This window comes from Paracoccus sp. (in: a-proteobacteria), assembly GCF_046462195.1.
Lineage (GTDB): Bacteria > Pseudomonadota > Alphaproteobacteria > Rhodobacterales > Rhodobacteraceae > Paracoccus.
On sequence record NZ_JBKGUN010000108.1, the window covers coordinates 66,143 to 82,063 of the forward strand.

The window sequence follows — 15,921 nt, forward strand, 5'->3', positions numbered from 1 at the left end:
GAAGGACAAGCGATGACGGCAACCACCGATCTTGATGTGCGCGAAGGCGTCGACCGTGAAACGGTCGAAACCGTGCAGAACATGGGCAGCTACAAATACGGCTGGGATACCGAGATCGAGATGGAATACGCCCCCAAGGGCGTGAACGAGGATATCGTCCGGCTCATCTCGGAAAAGAACAACGAGCCGGGATGGATGACGGAATGGCGGCTGGAGGCCTATCGCCGCTGGGTCACCATGACCGAGCCGAAATGGGCGATGCTGAACTATCCCGAGATTGATTATCAAGACCAGTATTATTACGCGCGTCCGAAAAGCATGGACGTGAAGCCCAAGTCGCTGGACGAGGTCGACCCCAAGCTGCTGGCCACCTATGACAAGCTGGGGATCCCGCTGCGCGAGCAGATGATTCTGGCGGGTGTCGAGGGCGCCGAGAACGCGCCCGCCGAAGGACGCCGCGTGGCGGTGGATGCCGTGTTCGACAGCGTCAGCGTCGGGACGACCTTCAAGGACGAACTGGCCAAGGCCGGCGTGATCTTTTGTTCGATCAGCGAGGCGATCCGCGAACATCCCGATCTGGTGAAGAAATACCTCGGCTCGGTCGTGCCGCAGTCGGACAATTATTTCGCGACGCTGAACAGCGCGGTCTTTTCGGACGGCAGCTTTGTCTACATCCCGCCCGGGGTGCGCTGCCCGATGGAGCTGTCGACCTATTTCCGCATCAATGCCGAAAACACCGGCCAGTTCGAGCGGACACTGATCATTGCCGACAAGGGCAGCTATGTCAGCTATCTGGAAGGCTGCACTGCGCCCAAGCGCGACACCAACCAGTTGCACGCCGCCGTGGTCGAGCTGGTCATTCTGGAAGATGCCGAGATCAAGTATTCGACCGTCCAGAACTGGTTCCCGGGCGACGAGAACGGCAAGGGCGGCATCTACAACTTTGTCACCAAGCGCGCGGACTGCCGCGAGGCGCGTGCCAAGGTGATGTGGACGCAGGTCGAGACCGGCAGCGCCATCACGTGGAAATACCCGTCCTGCATCCTGCGCGGTGATGAAAGCCAGGGCGAGTTCTATTCAATTGCCATCGCCAACAACTGGCAGCAGGCGGATACCGGGACCAAGATGATCCATCTTGGCAAGAACACGCGCTCGCGTATTGTTTCGAAAGGGATTTCTGCGGGACAGGCGCAGAATACCTATCGCGGTCTGGTGACCATGCACCCGCGTGCCACGAACAGCCGCAACTATACGCAGTGCGACAGCCTGCTGATCGGTGACAAGTGCGGGGCGCATACCGTGCCTTATATCGAGGTCAAGAACACCTCGAGCCGGGTCGAGCACGAGGCCACGACCAGCAAGGTCGATGACGATCAGTTGTTTTATTGCCGTTCGCGCGGCATGGACGAGGAAGAGGCCGTGGCACTGGTCGTCAACGGTTTCTGCCGCGAGGTCCTGCAGGCCCTGCCGATGGAATTCGCCATGGAGGCACAATCGCTGGTCGCCATCTCGCTGGAAGGCTCGGTGGGCTGATCATCCGGCCGGACCCCGCAGGTCCGGCCACACGCTATCACGGCGCCCCTGCGGCGCCTTCGCCGTTTGAGGAAAAGATGCTGAAAATCAACAACCTGCATGTCAAGCTTGAGGAAGAGGACAAGCAGATCCTGAAGGGTCTGTCGCTGGAGGTTCCGGCTGGTCAGGTTCATGCCATCATGGGTCCGAACGGCTCGGGCAAGTCCACGCTGTCCTATGTCCTGTCGGGCCGCGACGGTTACGAGGTCACCGGGGGCGAGGCGACACTGCACGGCGAAAGCCTGCTGGACATGGAGCCCGAGGAACGTGCCGCCGCGGGCCTGTTCCTGGCCTTTCAGTATCCTGTCGAGATCCCGGCGTCGGCAACATGACCTTTCTGCGCACCGCAGTGAACGCGCAGCGGAAGGCGCGGGGCGAGGCCGAACTGTCCTCGGGCGAGTTCCTCAAGGTGGTTCGTGCCAAGGCGGCCGAATTGCAGATCAGCCCCGAGATGCTGAAGCGTCCCGTCAACGTGGGTTTTTCGGGCGGCGAGAAGAAGCGCAACGAGATCCTGCAGATGGCGATGCTGGAGCCTCGCATGTGCATCATGGATGAAACGGATTCGGGTCTGGACGTGGACGCGATGCGCCTGGTGTCCGAAGGCGTGAATGCACTCCGCAGCCCAGACCGCAGCTTCCTCGTCATCACGCATTACCAGCGCCTGCTGAACCACATTCAGCCGGACGTCGTCCACATCATGTCGAACGGCCGCATCATCAAGTCGGGCGGCCCGGAACTGGCGCTGGAAGTCGAAGAGAACGGTTACGGCGACCTTCTGGCGGAGGCTGGCTGATGAGCGACATCGCCGTCAAGGAGATGCAGACGCCTCAGGTGTCGGGCGCATCCAAAACTGCCACGGCACTGGAAGCCAGGCTGGCCACGATGAATCTGCCCCAGGGCGGCTTCACCGGTGCCGCCCGGGCCGATGCAATAGCGCGTTTGCGCGACATGGGTCTGCCCGGTTCGCGTGACGAATACTGGCGCTACACCGATCCGCGGCCCTTCAATGCGGCACAGCCCCAGCCGTTGCCGTTCGATACAGGTGTTGCGGAATCGCCCCTGTTTGTCGGGCGGGACAAGCTGACCCTGGTCTTCGTGGACGGAGCATTCGATGCTGCGGCCTCGGACGATCTGGCGCTGGAAGGTGTGGAGGTCTCGACCCTTGCGCAGGCTGACCCGGCAGGAAACCACTGGGCGGCCGGACTTTACGGATCGCTGGAGGCTGCGGGCCAGATACCCGTGAAACGCCCCTTTGCCGCGCTGAACACGGTGGCGGCACGGGACGGTGTGCTGATCCGCGTGACGGGCAAGCCCTCCAAACCGGTTCATGTTCTGCACCGCCGTGCCACGGACAGTGCGGATGCCCTCTGGCACCATGTCATCCGCGTCGAGCAGGAGGCTGAGCTGACCTTCCTCGAGAGTGGCATGGTCGGAGCGCGGTCGAATGGCGTGCTCGAGGTGGATCTGGCGCCTGGTGCCCGGTTGCACCACATTGCGGCCAAGCGTGCCATCGATCCTCGGATCGGACTGTCGCATCTGTTCGCCCGCGTGGCCGAAGGGGCGACGCTGAAAAGCTTTACCTTGGCGGTGAACGGGACGATCATGCGTCACGAGGGCGTCATCGACATGGCCGGCGATGATGCCGTGGCGCATATCGCAGCCGCCGTTCTGGGCGATGGGGATGTCGGGCCGTTCCATCATGACGACACTGTCTTCATCACCCATGGGGCCGAGCGCGGCGAAAGCCGGCAGGTGTTCAAGAAGGTTCTGAAGAACGGGGCAACGGGCGTCTTCCAAGGTAAGATCCTGGTGAAGCCGGGCGCGCAGAAGACCGACGGTTATCAGATCAGCCAAGCGCTGCTGCTGGACGAGGCGAGCCAGTTCCTGGCCAAGCCCGAGCTGGAAATCTATGCGGATGATGTGAAATGTTCACATGGTTCAACCACCGGAGCGATCGACGAGGAAGCCTTGTTCTATCTCCGCTCGCGCGGGGTGCCGTATGAGCGCGCCGTTGTCTTCCTGGTCCTGTCCTTCCTCGCCGACGCCTTGGAAGAGGTCGAGGATGAGGAACTGCGGGCCGAAATCAACGAACGGCTGGAAGAGTGGCTGACAAGTCGTCCGCAGGTCTAGGGCCCGCCCGCAGCGGCATGGTCCTGCGGGTGCTGGAAAGCTGGTGGGCCCCGCGCCGGGTGGTGCGGGGCTTGTCCGGCATGCCCGATCGGGTTCTGTTGGCGGTCCTGATGCTGGCGATGCTGATCACCTTTATCGGGCAGGCGCCTGTCCATGTCCGGGCCGCACAGATGGATCCCTCGATCCCGCTGGATGCGCGGATGGGGGGTGCGGCGATGGGCAGCATCTTCATGATGCCGCTGCTGGCTTATGCCATGGCTGGACTTGTGTCCCTGATCTCGCGGGTCACGCCGTGGCCCATCGATGCACGGGAATCGCGGATCGCTCTGTTCTGGGCGCTTCTGGCAGTGACGCCTGCTGTTCTGCTGGCCGGGCTCGTTGTGGGCCTGATCGGTCCCAGCCCCGTCCTGACCCTGACCCGCACGGTGGCGGGCTTGGGTTTTCTGATCATCTGGGGCGCAGGCCTTTCGGCGCTGGCGAAACGCACATGACATTCGACGATTTCAAGGCGCTGTCGCGCCAAACGCTGCGCAATCCCGAAAAGGCGGCCCATTGGCTGATGGGGCAGGGCTGGCCGATGCAGGCACGCTGGATGGCCCTGATCGCCGCAGTGGCCCTTTCGGGCATCCTGGCCTATCTGTCCACGCTGCTGTTCGCCCGGCCCGAGGATGACGCCACGCCGATGTTCACCTTGGGGCAGCAGCCGCTGACCCTTGCGGGAATGCAGTTGGCTGCCATTGTTCTGGGCGCAGGGTTGATGAGCGGGGTGGGGCGCGTGTTTGGCGGTCAGGGCCGGTTCGCCGATGCCTTGTTGCTGACCGTCTGGATCGAGGTGATGCTGCTGATGGTGCAGGCCCTGCAGATCATCCTGGCGCTTGCCCTGCCTGCGCTTGCCGGCGTGCTGAGCATTCTGGCCGTGGCCCTGTTCCTGTGGCTGACGGTGCAGTTCACCAAGGCCCTTCACGGCTTTACCAGTGGGCCCAAGGTTCTGCTGATCATGTTCGCGACGCTTCTGGCAATGGGGTTCGTCCTGTCCTTCTTTGCCGCCTCGCTTGGCCTTATGCCGGAGATGCCCCAATGAGTTTTGATGTCGACGCCGTCCGTGCCCAGTTTCCGATCCTGTCGCGCCGGGTGAACGGCAAGCCGCTGGTTTACTTGGACAACGGTGCCAGTGCGCAAAAGCCCCGGGTGGTGATCGAAGCGATCACCCAAGCCTATGAGCAGGAATATGCAAACGTGCATCGCGGCCTGCACACCCTGTCGAACCTGGCCACCGACAACTACGAACGCGTTCGGGGCATCATTACGCGGTTCCTGAACGCCCCGCGCGAGGACGAGGTGATCTTCACCTCGGGTTCGACCGAGGCGCTGAACATGGTCAGTTATGGCTGGGCGGCCCCGCGGATGCAGGCGGGCGACGAAATCGTCCTGTCCCTGCTGGAGCACCACGCCAACATCGTGCCGTGGCACTTCCTGCGCGAGCGGCAGGGCGTTGTCCTGAAATGGGTCGAGCCCGAGGCCGATGGCAGTCTCGATCCTCAAAAGGTGCTGGCGGCGGTGGGGCCGCGGACCAAGCTGATCGCCGTCACGCATATGTCAAACGTCACGGGAACAGTTGTCGATGTTGCGGCCATTGCGGCGGGCACGGATGTTCCGGTGCTGGTCGATGGAAGCCAGGCGGCCGTCCACATGCCGGTGGACCTCCGCGCCCTTGGCGTCGATTTCTACTGTATCACGGGACACAAGCTTTACGGACCGTCCGGCTCCGGCGCGATCTGGATCAAGGCCGAGCGCCAAGCCGAGATGCGGCCGTTCCTGGGCGGAGGCGACATGATCCGCACCGTCAGCCGGGACGCCGTGACCTATGCCGATCCGCCCCTGCGGTTCGAGGCAGGGACACCGGGCATCGTGAACCAGATCGGGCTTGGCGCTGCGCTGGAATACATGATGTCATTGGGGATGGAGAACATCGCCGCCCATGAAAGGTCGCTGCGCGATCATGCACGTGACCGCCTGCGGTCGTTGAACTGGCTGCAGATCCAGGGAGACTCGCCGGACAAGGGGGCGATCTTCTCGATGACGATGGAAGGGGCCCATGCCCATGACATATCGACCATCCTCGACAAGAAGGGCATTGCAGTGCGGGCCGGCACTCATTGCGCCATGCCCCTGATGGAACACTTGGGAATCGGGGCCAGTGCCCGCGCCAGCTTTGCCATGTACAACACTCATGAGGAAGTGGACGCTCTTGTCGAAGGTTTGACCTTCTGCCGCGAGCTTTTTGCCTGAATCTTGCGAAGATTTGGTTGGTCACCGAAGATCAGCCGAAAATTCTTGCCGGTTGTGGGAATGTCTGCCTCCTTGACGCAAAGTCAGCAAGGAGACAGGCATGGCCGAGGTTCTGGTTCTGGGTGGCGGGATGGTCGGCGTCTCGACGGCTCTGGCGCTGCAGGAGCGCGGGCATGATGTCACGTTGATCGAGCGTGGCGTGCCGGGACGTGAGACCAGCTATGGCAATGCCGGCCTGATCCAGACCGAGGCGGTCGAGCCCTATGCCATGCCACTGTCGCCCGGGGCGCTGATGCAGATCGCCTTGGGACGCGGCTATGATGTCAAATGGACGCCCAAGGGTCTTGTGTCGCAGATGGGTGCGGTGTTCAGCTATGCCCTCAACTCCTTGCCGGCGGCGCACAAGCGGGCATCCGTGACATGGGCCAAGCTGATCCGCCAGTCGACCGAGCGGCATGGTCCGCTGATTGCGGCCGCAGGGGCTGACAACATCATTCGCCGCAACGGCTATATCGAGTTGCACCGGACACCGGCCAAGGCAGAACAGGCGCGGCAGACCGTTGAACGGTTCTTCAGCGAGTTCGGGGTCGAGGCGCGACTGCTGGACGGGCGCGAACTGCGTGCGCTGGAGCCGTCGATAAGGATCGAGATTCCGGCGGCAACGCATTGGGCCGACAGCTGGAACTGCGCTGATCCGGGCGGCTTGGTCGGGGCCTATGCGGCCTTGTTCCAGAAGAACGGCGGCCGGATCGTGAACGGTGATGCGGGGGATCTGCACCGCAAGGGTGCCGCCTGGGTCGCGGACGAGGCCATCGGCGAACACGCCGTCATCGCCCTCGGACCGTGGTCGCCAATGCTGACGCAGCGCTTTGGTCTCAGGGTCCCCATGGTGTACAAGCGTGGCTATCACCGTCATTACCACCTGGAGATGCCGCCCCATCATCCGATTGCGGATTTCGGCAATTCGGTCGTGCTGTCGCCGATGCGCCGCGGCCTGCGGATCGCAACGGCGGCCGAACTGACGCCTCATCCGCGCCTGTCACCCCCGCAGCTGGCCCATGGCGAAAAGGCGGCGCGGGAGTTGTTCGACCTCGGCGCCCCGGTCGAGGCCGAGCCTTGGACCGGGCGCCGGCCCTGCATGCCCGACATGCTGCCGCTTGTGGGGCGGGTGCCGGATCAGCCGAACCTTTGGGCGCATTTCGGTCACGGGCATCAGGGCTTCACCCTAGGGCCAGTCACGGCCGAGATCCTTGCGGACGAACTGGACGGCGGGGAAGGGTGGGCGGAACTTCAGCCCGCGCGGCTGAAACGCGGTTGAACTCGGGCACTGCCGGACACATCTTGGGAGCAACTCCGAACGGAACAGGAACCTCATGGGTCACAACAACACCAGCGCACCGGTGATGCGTTTTCCCGAAGTGACCCGCCCCAAGTTGGAGGGCGGGAAACGCTTTGTCATGAAAAGCGATTTCCAGCCGGCGGGTGACCAGCCCACGGCCATCAAGGAACTGGCCTCCGGGGTGATGTCAGGTGAACGCGAACAGGTTCTGCTGGGCGCGACCGGCACCGGCAAGACCTTTACCATGGCCAAGGTGATCGAGGAAACGCAACGTCCTGCCATCATCCTCGCGCCGAACAAGACCCTGGCTGCCCAGCTGTATGGCGAGTTCAAGGGGTTCTTTCCCGATAACGCCGTCGAGTATTTCGTCAGCTACTACGACTATTACCAACCCGAAGCCTATGTGGCCCGCAGCGACACCTATATCGAGAAGGAGTCGCAGATCAACGAGGCCATCGACCGGATGCGGCACAGCGCCACCCGTGCGCTGCTGGAGCGGGACGACGTGATCATCGTCGCCTCGGTCAGCTGCATCTACGGCATCGGGTCAGTCGAGACCTATTCGGCGATGACCCAGGACATGGTCGTGGGCCAAAGCTATGACCAGCGCGAGTTTCTGGGACAGCTGGTGGCGCAGCAGTACAAGCGCCTGGACGCCAGCTTTCAGCGCGGCAGTTTCCGCGTGCGGGGCGACCTGGTCGAGGTCTGGCCCGCGCACCTTGAGGATCGTGCGTGGCGGTTCGACTTCTTCGGGAACGAGCTTGAGGCGATCACCGAGTTCGATCCATTGACCGGCGCCAAGGCCGACAGCTTCAAGCAGATCCGCATCTATGCCAACAGCCACTATGTGACGCCGCGCCCGACGATGCAGCAGGCCATCAAGGGCATCAAGAAGGAGCTGCATGACCGCCTGAAGCAGTTGACCGACGAGGGCAAGCTGCTGGAAGCGCAGCGGCTGGAGCAGCGGACGAATTTCGATATCGAGATGCTGGAGGCCACGGGCGTCTGCAACGGCATCGAGAACTATTCCCGATACCTCACCGGGCGTGCGCCGGGCGAACCGCCCCCCACGCTGTTCGAGTTCATTCCCGACAATGCCATCGTCTTTGCCGACGAAAGCCATGTTTCGGTGCCGCAGATCGGCGGCATGTACCGAGGCGACTTCCGGCGCAAGTTCACGCTGGCGGAGCACGGCTTTCGCCTGCCCTCCTGCATGGACAACCGCCCCCTGAAGTTCGAGGAATGGGACGCGATGCGGCCCCAATCGGTTTTCGTGTCCGCGACTCCGGCGCAATGGGAAATGGACCAGACGGGCGGCGTCTTCACCGAGCAGATCATTCGCCCCACGGGTCTTCTGGACCCGCAGATTGAGATCCGTCCGGTCGAGATGCAGGTCGACGACCTGCTGGACGAGGTGCGCAAGGTCACGGCGGCGGGCTTCCGAACACTGGTCACCACCCTGACCAAGCGCATGGCCGAGGACTTGACCGAGTACCTGCACGAGCAGGGCATCAAGATTCGCTACATGCACAGCGACATCGACACGATCGAGCGGATCGAGATCCTCCGCGACCTGCGTTTGGGCGCGTTCGATGTGCTGGTTGGCATCAACCTGCTGCGCGAGGGTCTGGACATTCCCGAATGCGGACTGGTGGCCATTCTGGATGCCGACAAGGAAGGGTTCCTGCGGAGCGAGACGTCGCTGATCCAGACCATCGGGCGGGCAGCGCGAAATGCGGAAGGGCGGGTCATCATGTATGGCGACCGCATCACTGGTAGCATGGAAAGGGCCATGGCCGAGACGGATCGCCGTCGCGAAAGGCAGATGGCCTATAACATCGAACACGGGATCACGCCGCAGACGGTTCGCAAAAATGTCGAGGATGTGCTGGCAGGGCTGTGGCAGGGTGATACGGACCAGTCACGGATCACCACAAAGGTCGACAAGCCGATGATCGGCGCCAATCTGGCGGCCCACTTGGAGGCCATGCGCGCCCAGATGCGCAAGGCGGCCGAGAACCTCGAGTTCGAGGAAGCGGCGCGGCTTCGTGACGAGGTCAAGCGGCTGGAGGCTGTTGACCTGGCCATTGCCGATGATCCGATGGCCCGCCAGACCGTGATCGAGGAAGCGGCCGAGGCAGCCGTGCGCAGTTCAGGCCGATCGACCGCGGGCCGTGCCGGCCAGCGGGGCGGCAACAAGCGCTCGAAGCGGAGCCGTTAACCGCAAGCGACCCGACGGACCCAACCCTTTTCGTCCAGATACATTGTCAGGCGGGCAGGGTTGGTGTTCTGAGGTGCGGCGCCATTGGGCCATACCTCGCGCGTGCGCAGGGTGGGGGGCAGCATGATCTCCCCGATGTTGCGCCCGACCAGGGCCTGATGCTCGGCAGGGCTGCACTGGCGGGCGTTGATGTCGTATGGGCTGCCTGCACAGGCCCCAAGGCCCAGCATCACCAGAAGAGAGGCAGAGGCTGTCTTCGTGAAACGGAGGGGGATTGCAGTCATGATCACGACTTTCTTCTGTGACAGGAATGATGGCGTTTTGCAGGAAGGTGTTCATGCACGCCAACCGATACGAGGATACAGCGGATGAAAACAGGCAGTTTGGCGATCGCGATCTTGGGTCTGGCTTCTGTTCCGGCCTTTGCCTCGACCGAGGAGGCTTGGGCTGAACTGCGCAAGGCGCTGGTGGACGATTGCCGTGTGGCAGCGGAGGCTTTCTTTTCCTCCGACCTGATCACCGTTCTTCCCAATGAACACGGCAGCGAAGGGTTTGCGGTGGCCCTGATCGTCGCGCGCAAAGCAGAAGCAGCACCCGAACTGTCGGTTTGCTTGCGCGACAAGCAGTCAGGAAAAACCGAGTTGTCAGCGCCATTTGCTGAAATGCCCGATTTGAGTACGGTGGAGGGTGCCGCGCCTTGACGGGCGCGGCAGTCGATCACTCGGCTGCTTCCAGAACGCCGCATGCGATGCGACCTCCGGCATGGCCCGCGGGCTGACCTTGGTAATCGTCGGCATGGGCATGGATGATGAAGCCTGTTCCGTCGTCGTCACCCAAAACATCGGCCGTCAGTTCGGGCACGAAATGCTCGACCATCACCGTACCGCTTTCGGGAACGTGCAGGTTCGGCAGATCGCCGATATGGGGGCCGTTTTCACTGAGGACGCCGTGGTCCTGACCTTCCATGGCCAGATGGCCGCCAGCGCTCTCGAATTCGGGGCCTTCGCAGGCGCCCGTTTCGTGAAGATGCACGGCCAGCACCCCAGCGGGCAAGCCTTCCAGCGCCAAGGTCACGACGCTGACGCCTGAAGGGGTCGGTTGGACCGTGACCGTGCCATGCTGCGTGCCGTCCGCTGCGGTGACCTGAGCGGTGAAGGCGCCGCCCAGGGTGGAGAGGTCCGGGCCCGTGGATTCATGACCCATAGGAGCATCCTGTGCCGCCGCCAGTCCTGCAGACAGAATGAAGGCCGAAACGGTCGAGGCAATAAGGCGCGGGGACATCAGGATCTCCTCAGGTTTTGATTCATGGCCGAACGCTTCGGGGCAGATGATGTTCCGGGGCACTTGAACAGAGGCGTGGATTTGGCGATATAGCCTTAACGATCAGTCGAAGGACCGCCCCATGTTCGTGCGCATCTATCAGCCGTCCCGCAACGCCATGCAGTCTGGCTCTGCCAAGGCCAAGGGCTGGGTTCTCGAGTTTCCCGCCGCCGAGCGTGACGTCGATCCGCTGATGGGCTGGACCAGCACCCGTGACACCCAGAGCCAGGTCCGCCTCAGCTTCGACAGCCGCAAGCAGGCCGAGGATTACGCGCGAGAACATGGACTGGAATATGTCGTGCAGGAACGCCATCAGCGGGCCCCCAACGTGCGCCCGCGGGGCTATGGTGAAAACTTCGCCACTGACCGCCGTGCGCCTTGGACCCACTGAACCTTTCGGGCATCGGATCTTGGGTGGCCGTGCGGGACTAAATTGTCTTCGTTTGGCATTCTTATGATTGATCCTTCACTGACCGCCTTTGGGCGGTCATCTGCTTTTTCGGGACAAGCCCATGACCATCACCCACCTTGTTACCCATTCCGGCGGATTTCATGCCGACGAACTGCTTTCTTCGGTCATCCTGACCCGTTTGTATCCGCAGGCGCAGATCCTGCGGACGCGAGATGCCGACTGGATCAACCCCGCACCGGGCCGGGTCATCTATGATGTGGGCCGCGACTTTGACCCCGCGCGACTGATCTTCGACCACCATCAGAAGAACCCGCCGCTGCGCGAGAGTGGCGAGCCCTTCAGCTCGTTCGGGCTGGTTTGGCAGCATTTCGGGCAAGACTATCTGCGTGCACTGGATCTGCCCCAGGGTGATCTGGATGCGGTTCACGCGAGTTTCGATGCCGATTTCGTGCTGCCCATCGACCTGGTGGACAACGGGGCGCTGTCGCCCACCGGCCCGCTGGCCGATTTGTCCCTGCCGATGCTGCTGGAAAGCCTGAAACCCGTGTTCGACGACAGCAGCCCGGATGCCGATGACCGCGCGTTCCAGCAGGCGCTGGATACCGCCCGTGCCTTTGTCGAGGCCGCCATCGCCCGCAAGGCCGCCAAGCTGCGGGCCGAAGCCGTTGTCATGGCCGCCATCGCTGCCGCAGGTGACAGTGCGATCCTGGAGTTGCCGATGGGGATGCCATTCCGTTCAGCGGTGGAACGGGCTGGTGCCGCCCACCTTCTGTTCGTGATCCACCCGCGCGAGACGGACTGGGCCCTGACCGGCATCCGTCGCGATGCCGATGGTTTCGCCTTGCGCGCCGACCTTCCAGCGTCTTGGGCGGGCCTGACCGATGCGGCTTTCGAAGCCGCCTCCGGGGTGTCCGGCGCACGCTTCTGCCACAACGCCCGCTTCATCGCTGTTGCGGCGGATCGCACATCAGTGCTCGAGCTTGCGGAACTGGCGGTTCAGGAGGTGCGATCCTGATCGCCATGTCACAGCATGTGCTGCAGGCATCGGCACCCGCTTTGGGGTGCGGCAAGACACCAAAGGGTGACGAGCATCCGGTCGCGGGATCGGTGTCGCGTCCGATAAGCCTTTTGACCCCCGCATCTATCGCGCTGCTGGCGAATCCGTTTAGAAGGCCGCAACTATCGACAAATTTGATGCGCAGAAGTTTCGGGACATGATCGAGGTGAGTGCTCTAGGTTTCTTCTACAGCATGAAATATCAGATCGCTCAAATGAAGCGGCAGGGTGGCGGCGGTATTGTTCACCTCGCCTCCATCGCTGGGTCGAAGACGATAAGCATGAACTGGGCCTATGTCGGCAGCAAGCACGCGGTTGTCAGGTTGACTAGATCTTCGGCGCTAATCACGCTGCCGAAGACAGAAGATATCTGTGTATTTGCGGTCGCCTTGAGCCCGATCTGACAAGTCTCATTGCAGCGCAGTTCAAGATTGACGAGGCCGACCTTGCCGACATGCACCTGATTGGGCCGCGCCTGAGGGGCGGGAGATCGCGATGCAGGACGAAACCTGCCGCGTCATCATCCGCTGGCGGCATGCGTCCGACGCATCTTTGAGGCACTGTTCTATGCCGCCATGGCGGCGCTTCTGGACCTTCTCTGAAACGGCACCGCACGGACATTCGCCCGTTGCGCGCGCCGCGAGATGCCCAACCCGTCGCACATTTTTAACGCCCTATCTACTGGCGCAACGAGGCGGATTGCATGATCTTTCATGCGCCGGATCTGGGCACCCCTTTTGAAAGCTATGACAACGACTTGTTGGAACAAGGACTGCAACAGCATCTCGACAAGCTGCGCGCGTCAATGACACTGACCGGTCAAGTGCTCTGGCTGCTGCGTCGCTATGTGCCTGTCGGACAGCCGGATTTGCATAGCAGAGCCCAAGAACAGCAATCAGCGAGCGCTCGCTGCAGCGTTGCCTTGCCGAACAGGGCCGCCCCTTTCAGGCGCTGCTGTCGGAGGTGCGTCATGAACTGACCCGCGGCTACCTTGTCCAGTCCTGCTAGGACATTTCCGAAAACGCCCTATCCTTGGCTACGACGATCTCGGATCATTCTACCGGGCTTTCCTTAGAAGGAGGGTTAGGCACCAGCAGATGGCGGGCGGCGCAGGGTACAGGTTCAGCAACAGACATCCCACAGCAAAGGGTGACGCAAGCTGGTTTGATCCGGTGTGAACTTTGACGCCACGTGATAATTTGGCCACGGAAGCAGATGCATGGTTCGTTCGTGGAGGTCGCTGACGGATGTTCAATGCCATCTTGCCCGTCTCTCGCAGACCCGACCAAGCGTTAGGTGATTTCATCACTTTACCAGTGCCGGCAGGTGTCTTGCTTTTCTTCAGATTCGGCACAAGACCGCTTCGTGATGGGATTGGAAGGAAAGGCATTCCGATCTTTCTCTGGGACTGCGGCCTGAGTTGCGTTCAGGCTTCACTTCTCATTGCCTGCTTAACCTTCGCCCTATACGGGATCTGGCTCTGCCCGAGGAGCGGGTCGTTTCGCGGGATCAGGCAACGTTGGACTGCCAGCGGTATGCGGCCTTTTCGGCTCCCATCTCGTGCAATTTTTTTCAAAGCAGCGTGCCACTGGAACAGGTGCTCGTGCCGGACCATGCCGTTTGGCAAAGGTCAGCCCCCGCCCTTCAGCAACGAGCTTCTCGTGTTCCTCCGCATGATTGCGTCAGCCGCCTCGACCATTGTACAACCGACACTTGCATCGCCGCATTTCCAAGTGCCGCGCCCATGACCTATTCATTGGACCAGTGTGGCGCCGGTGATAGGAACAGACATGGATCTTGATCGGCAGAAGCTGGCCACTTCATCGACACTCACCTAAACCTAAGCGCAAACAGTGGCCCGACGCCGGGTGCATTCATGAGCAGTATACCCGCGCAACGTTTTGTGTCATGCAACGGCGTCGACGGGGCCATCACCCTTGGACTTTGGCCTCATCATGGTGGGATGGTGGCGCTCGGTGGCAAAGTGGCATATTCCGCGTCAGGCAATTGCGGGTCAGGGCGTTGTTACGGGTCGCCCTCGGCCTCGCCTGCAAGGCGGCAGGTTTTCCTGGTTCAGCTTCAGATCTGCAGCGAACCTCGGCGTCTGAGTGTCTCCTTGCATGCCGGCGGCGTCCAGTGTGGCTGGCAGGAAAGGCCGGCTTGCTCACGTGCTCCAGCGGCAACAAAAGACCTGAGACGTCGGCAATAGATAAGCTTGAGGGAGGGGCCAGACGAAACTTTCTGTGTGGAAATGCACTGCCCAGCACGTTCCTAGGGTCGAGCAGCATAGGCTTGAAGAAGTCTTCAGCTGGAATACCCAGCTTTTACCCTTGCATCTAGCGTCACTGGCGAAAAGATGATGCAGGGCCAAAGTGAATTGTCAGGTACTTGCAGTTGGTAACCTCGGTCACTCAGAGTTCTGAGGACATGCCTCTGCTTTCTCGATAAGACAGTATTGCAGTGTGAGGGGGAGCCGGTGACTGCGCAGTTGGCCAAGTTTTGGACCGTCCTTCGCTATCGCGCGCCCTTCCGCCAATCCCATGGCATTACAAATTCGCTGCCCCATATGCCACGCCCTGCAATTCGCGCAGCGCTTTCCTGCGAATCGTAGATCGTGCCGCCATACTGGCGATAGGCCACTGCCCATCCGTTCTGTATCATCCAAGCATTCAGGTTCTGAGAGCCAGCATGGCAAACTGCAACCACCCGCTCGTAACGATCCTTGTCCTGCTGGTCGCAGGTAATGCTGCGGTCACCGATCTTCTCGGTCAGCGCCTTTGACGCATCCTTGCCGCAAGCCCAGTCCTGCCCACGCCGGCGGCAGGTCTGCGCCGTTTCGGGGGCATCAATGCCATAAAGCCGCACGCGTGTGCCGGATACATCCAAAGTGTCGCCGTCGATGATACGTGCCTTGCCTGCATGCTGTTCGCGAGCCGGCTCGCCTGTGATAATCTCCTGCAGCAGTTGCTCGAGGGCCAGACGCAAGTGGGGATTGCTGTCACCCACAAAGAAAAGGGCTACCACAACAGCGATAGCCGCAGCCCAAACCTTGAGACCGATGCGACGTATGGGTTTGCGACGGGGCTTTCTCATGAGGAGGGTTTGGATGAGGTGAAGCGCGGCGGCAAGACCGAAGCTGACAAGATCACGAAGATGATGAACAAGGTGATTTTTCGATCGGTCGAACAGCTGCTGAGATGAACCAGAGGCGCTCTGACTGCGTTGATTGAGAAGCAGGAGAAAAGCCAATGTTCCGTTTGTTCAAGTATTTCGCAATTTTCAAGATGATCCGCCGGTTCATGCGGCGTCGTTGAAGGGCTGCCGGAAGGTTATAAATTCTGCCTCTCCACCGCAGGCTGAATATCTGTAAGCGGGATGTTTGTTTGCAGATGGCGTTTCCTGCTCATTGTTATAATTTTAACCGCGCTGTGCTATCACGGGCCAAAACTCTGTGCGGTATAACGGTTACGCGTTCTACTGCCATCCTAAGTCTAGAAAAACCGGTGTTTTTCAATATCCTAATAATGGATAGGGGAAAGTGCTACTCATTTTCCAATGGCGTTGTACTTTTCCGGTTTGATC

General features: G+C 61.3%; 15 protein-coding genes and 1 pseudogene. 13 read left to right on the forward strand and 3 right to left on the reverse strand.

What is annotated here, in order from left to right:
* Positions 1–12: 12 nt before the first annotated feature.
* From sufB to uvrB, 8 genes and pseudogenes are all read left to right on the forward strand, one after another.
* Positions 13–1,533, forward strand: a complete 1,521-nt coding sequence (gene sufB, locus ACLHHB_RS07180) for a Fe-S cluster assembly protein SufB (protein WP_410217592.1) — start codon at positions 13–15, stop codon at positions 1,531–1,533.
* Positions 1,534–1,610: 77 nt separating this feature from the next.
* Positions 1,611–2,365, forward strand: a pseudogene (sufC, locus tag ACLHHB_RS07185) (Fe-S cluster assembly ATPase SufC).
* 23 nt (positions 2,366–2,388) lie between these two features.
* The gene (locus ACLHHB_RS07190) at positions 2,389–3,702 is read left to right on the forward strand and encodes a SufB/SufD family protein (RefSeq protein WP_410217610.1); all 1,314 of its coding nucleotides are present in this window, start codon (positions 2,389–2,391) and stop codon (positions 3,700–3,702) included.
* On the forward strand, positions 3,675–4,193 hold the full coding sequence (locus ACLHHB_RS07195) for a hypothetical protein (protein ID WP_410217593.1): 519 nt from the start codon (positions 3,675–3,677) through the stop codon (positions 4,191–4,193). The genes ACLHHB_RS07190 and ACLHHB_RS07195 overlap by 28 nt, the downstream gene beginning before the upstream one ends.
* Positions 4,190–4,783, forward strand: a complete 594-nt coding sequence (locus tag ACLHHB_RS07200) for a Yip1 family protein (RefSeq protein WP_410217594.1) — start codon at positions 4,190–4,192, stop codon at positions 4,781–4,783. The genes ACLHHB_RS07195 and ACLHHB_RS07200 overlap by 4 nt, the downstream gene beginning before the upstream one ends.
* Positions 4,780–5,991, forward strand: a complete 1,212-nt coding sequence (locus ACLHHB_RS07205; RefSeq protein WP_410217595.1) for a cysteine desulfurase — start codon at positions 4,780–4,782, stop codon at positions 5,989–5,991. Before ACLHHB_RS07200 ends, ACLHHB_RS07205 begins: the two co-directional genes overlap by 4 nt.
* A gap of 100 nt (positions 5,992–6,091) precedes the next feature.
* On the forward strand, positions 6,092–7,309 hold the full coding sequence (locus ACLHHB_RS07210) for an NAD(P)/FAD-dependent oxidoreductase (RefSeq protein ID WP_410217596.1): 1,218 nt from the start codon (positions 6,092–6,094) through the stop codon (positions 7,307–7,309).
* A 55-nt stretch (positions 7,310–7,364) separates the two neighbouring features.
* Positions 7,365–9,551, forward strand: a complete 2,187-nt coding sequence (gene uvrB / locus ACLHHB_RS07215) for an excinuclease ABC subunit UvrB (protein ID WP_410217597.1) — start codon at positions 7,365–7,367, stop codon at positions 9,549–9,551.
* On the opposite strand, the gene ACLHHB_RS07220 is transcribed toward uvrB, so the two are convergent.
* Positions 9,548–9,835: a hypothetical protein gene (locus ACLHHB_RS07220; protein ID WP_410217598.1), complete on the reverse strand. Its 288-nt coding sequence runs from the start codon at positions 9,833–9,835 to the stop codon at positions 9,548–9,550. The two genes, uvrB and ACLHHB_RS07220, sit on opposite strands and share 4 nt — an antisense overlap.
* A gap of 99 nt (positions 9,836–9,934) precedes the next feature.
* Between ACLHHB_RS07220 and ACLHHB_RS07225 the strand changes: the two genes are divergently transcribed.
* The gene (locus ACLHHB_RS07225) at positions 9,935–10,252 is read left to right on the forward strand and encodes a hypothetical protein (protein ID WP_410217599.1); all 318 of its coding nucleotides are present in this window, start codon (positions 9,935–9,937) and stop codon (positions 10,250–10,252) included.
* A gap of 16 nt (positions 10,253–10,268) precedes the next feature.
* On the opposite strand, the gene ACLHHB_RS07230 is transcribed toward ACLHHB_RS07225, so the two are convergent.
* Positions 10,269–10,832 carry a superoxide dismutase family protein gene (locus ACLHHB_RS07230; RefSeq protein ID WP_410217600.1) on the reverse strand — a complete coding sequence of 188 codons (564 nt, stop codon included), beginning with the start codon at positions 10,830–10,832 and terminating at the stop codon, positions 10,269–10,271.
* Between the two features lie 121 nt (positions 10,833–10,953).
* On the opposite strand from ACLHHB_RS07230, the gene ACLHHB_RS07235 reads away from it, so the two are divergent.
* The 4 genes from ACLHHB_RS07235 to ACLHHB_RS07250 all read left to right on the forward strand — a co-directional run bounded on the left by ACLHHB_RS07235 (position 10,954) and on the right by ACLHHB_RS07250 (position 13,318).
* Positions 10,954–11,262 carry an ETC complex I subunit gene (locus tag ACLHHB_RS07235; protein ID WP_410217601.1) on the forward strand — a complete coding sequence of 103 codons (309 nt, stop codon included), beginning with the start codon at positions 10,954–10,956 and terminating at the stop codon, positions 11,260–11,262.
* 121 nt (positions 11,263–11,383) lie between these two features.
* The gene (locus ACLHHB_RS07240) at positions 11,384–12,298 is read left to right on the forward strand and encodes an MYG1 family protein (RefSeq protein WP_410217602.1); all 915 of its coding nucleotides are present in this window, start codon (positions 11,384–11,386) and stop codon (positions 12,296–12,298) included.
* Positions 12,299–12,464: 166 nt separating this feature from the next.
* On the forward strand, positions 12,465–12,743 hold the full coding sequence (locus ACLHHB_RS07245; RefSeq protein WP_410217611.1) for an SDR family NAD(P)-dependent oxidoreductase: 279 nt from the start codon (positions 12,465–12,467) through the stop codon (positions 12,741–12,743).
* A gap of 299 nt (positions 12,744–13,042) precedes the next feature.
* Positions 13,043–13,318 carry a hypothetical protein gene (locus tag ACLHHB_RS07250; RefSeq protein WP_410217603.1) on the forward strand — a complete coding sequence of 92 codons (276 nt, stop codon included), beginning with the start codon at positions 13,043–13,045 and terminating at the stop codon, positions 13,316–13,318.
* 1,535 nt (positions 13,319–14,853) lie between these two features.
* Here the strand turns inward: ACLHHB_RS07250 and ACLHHB_RS07255 are convergent.
* Entirely contained in the window at positions 14,854–15,588 is a 735-nt protein-coding gene (locus ACLHHB_RS07255) for a thermonuclease family protein (RefSeq protein ID WP_410217604.1), read from the reverse strand.
* Positions 15,589–15,921: the final 333 nt, after the last annotated feature.

What these genes read in the sequence shown, in the direction of transcription:
- ACLHHB_RS07235 (WP_410217601.1), top strand. Translation starts at nt 10,954, where the DNA reads ATGTTCGTGCGCATCTATCAGCCGTCCCGCAACGCCATGCAGTCTGGC.
- uvrB (WP_410217597.1), top strand. Translation starts at nt 7,365, where the DNA reads ATGGGTCACAACAACACCAGCGCACCGGTGATGCGTTTTCCCGAAGTG.
- ACLHHB_RS07250 (WP_410217603.1), top strand. Translation starts at nt 13,043, where the DNA reads ATGATCTTTCATGCGCCGGATCTGGGCACCCCTTTTGAAAGCTATGAC.
- sufB (WP_410217592.1), top strand. Translation starts at nt 13, where the DNA reads ATGACGGCAACCACCGATCTTGATGTGCGCGAAGGCGTCGACCGTGAA.
- ACLHHB_RS07190 (WP_410217610.1), top strand. Translation starts at nt 2,389, where the DNA reads ATGCAGACGCCTCAGGTGTCGGGCGCATCCAAAACTGCCACGGCACTG.
- ACLHHB_RS07220 (WP_410217598.1), bottom strand. Translation starts at nt 9,835, where the DNA reads ATGACTGCAATCCCCCTCCGTTTCACGAAGACAGCCTCTGCCTCTCTT.
- ACLHHB_RS07200 (WP_410217594.1), top strand. Translation starts at nt 4,190, where the DNA reads ATGACATTCGACGATTTCAAGGCGCTGTCGCGCCAAACGCTGCGCAAT.
- ACLHHB_RS07205 (WP_410217595.1), top strand. Translation starts at nt 4,780, where the DNA reads ATGAGTTTTGATGTCGACGCCGTCCGTGCCCAGTTTCCGATCCTGTCG.
- ACLHHB_RS07210 (WP_410217596.1), top strand. Translation starts at nt 6,092, where the DNA reads ATGGCCGAGGTTCTGGTTCTGGGTGGCGGGATGGTCGGCGTCTCGACG.
- ACLHHB_RS07230 (WP_410217600.1), bottom strand. Translation starts at nt 10,832, where the DNA reads ATGTCCCCGCGCCTTATTGCCTCGACCGTTTCGGCCTTCATTCTGTCT.
- ACLHHB_RS07240 (WP_410217602.1), top strand. Translation starts at nt 11,384, where the DNA reads ATGACCATCACCCACCTTGTTACCCATTCCGGCGGATTTCATGCCGAC.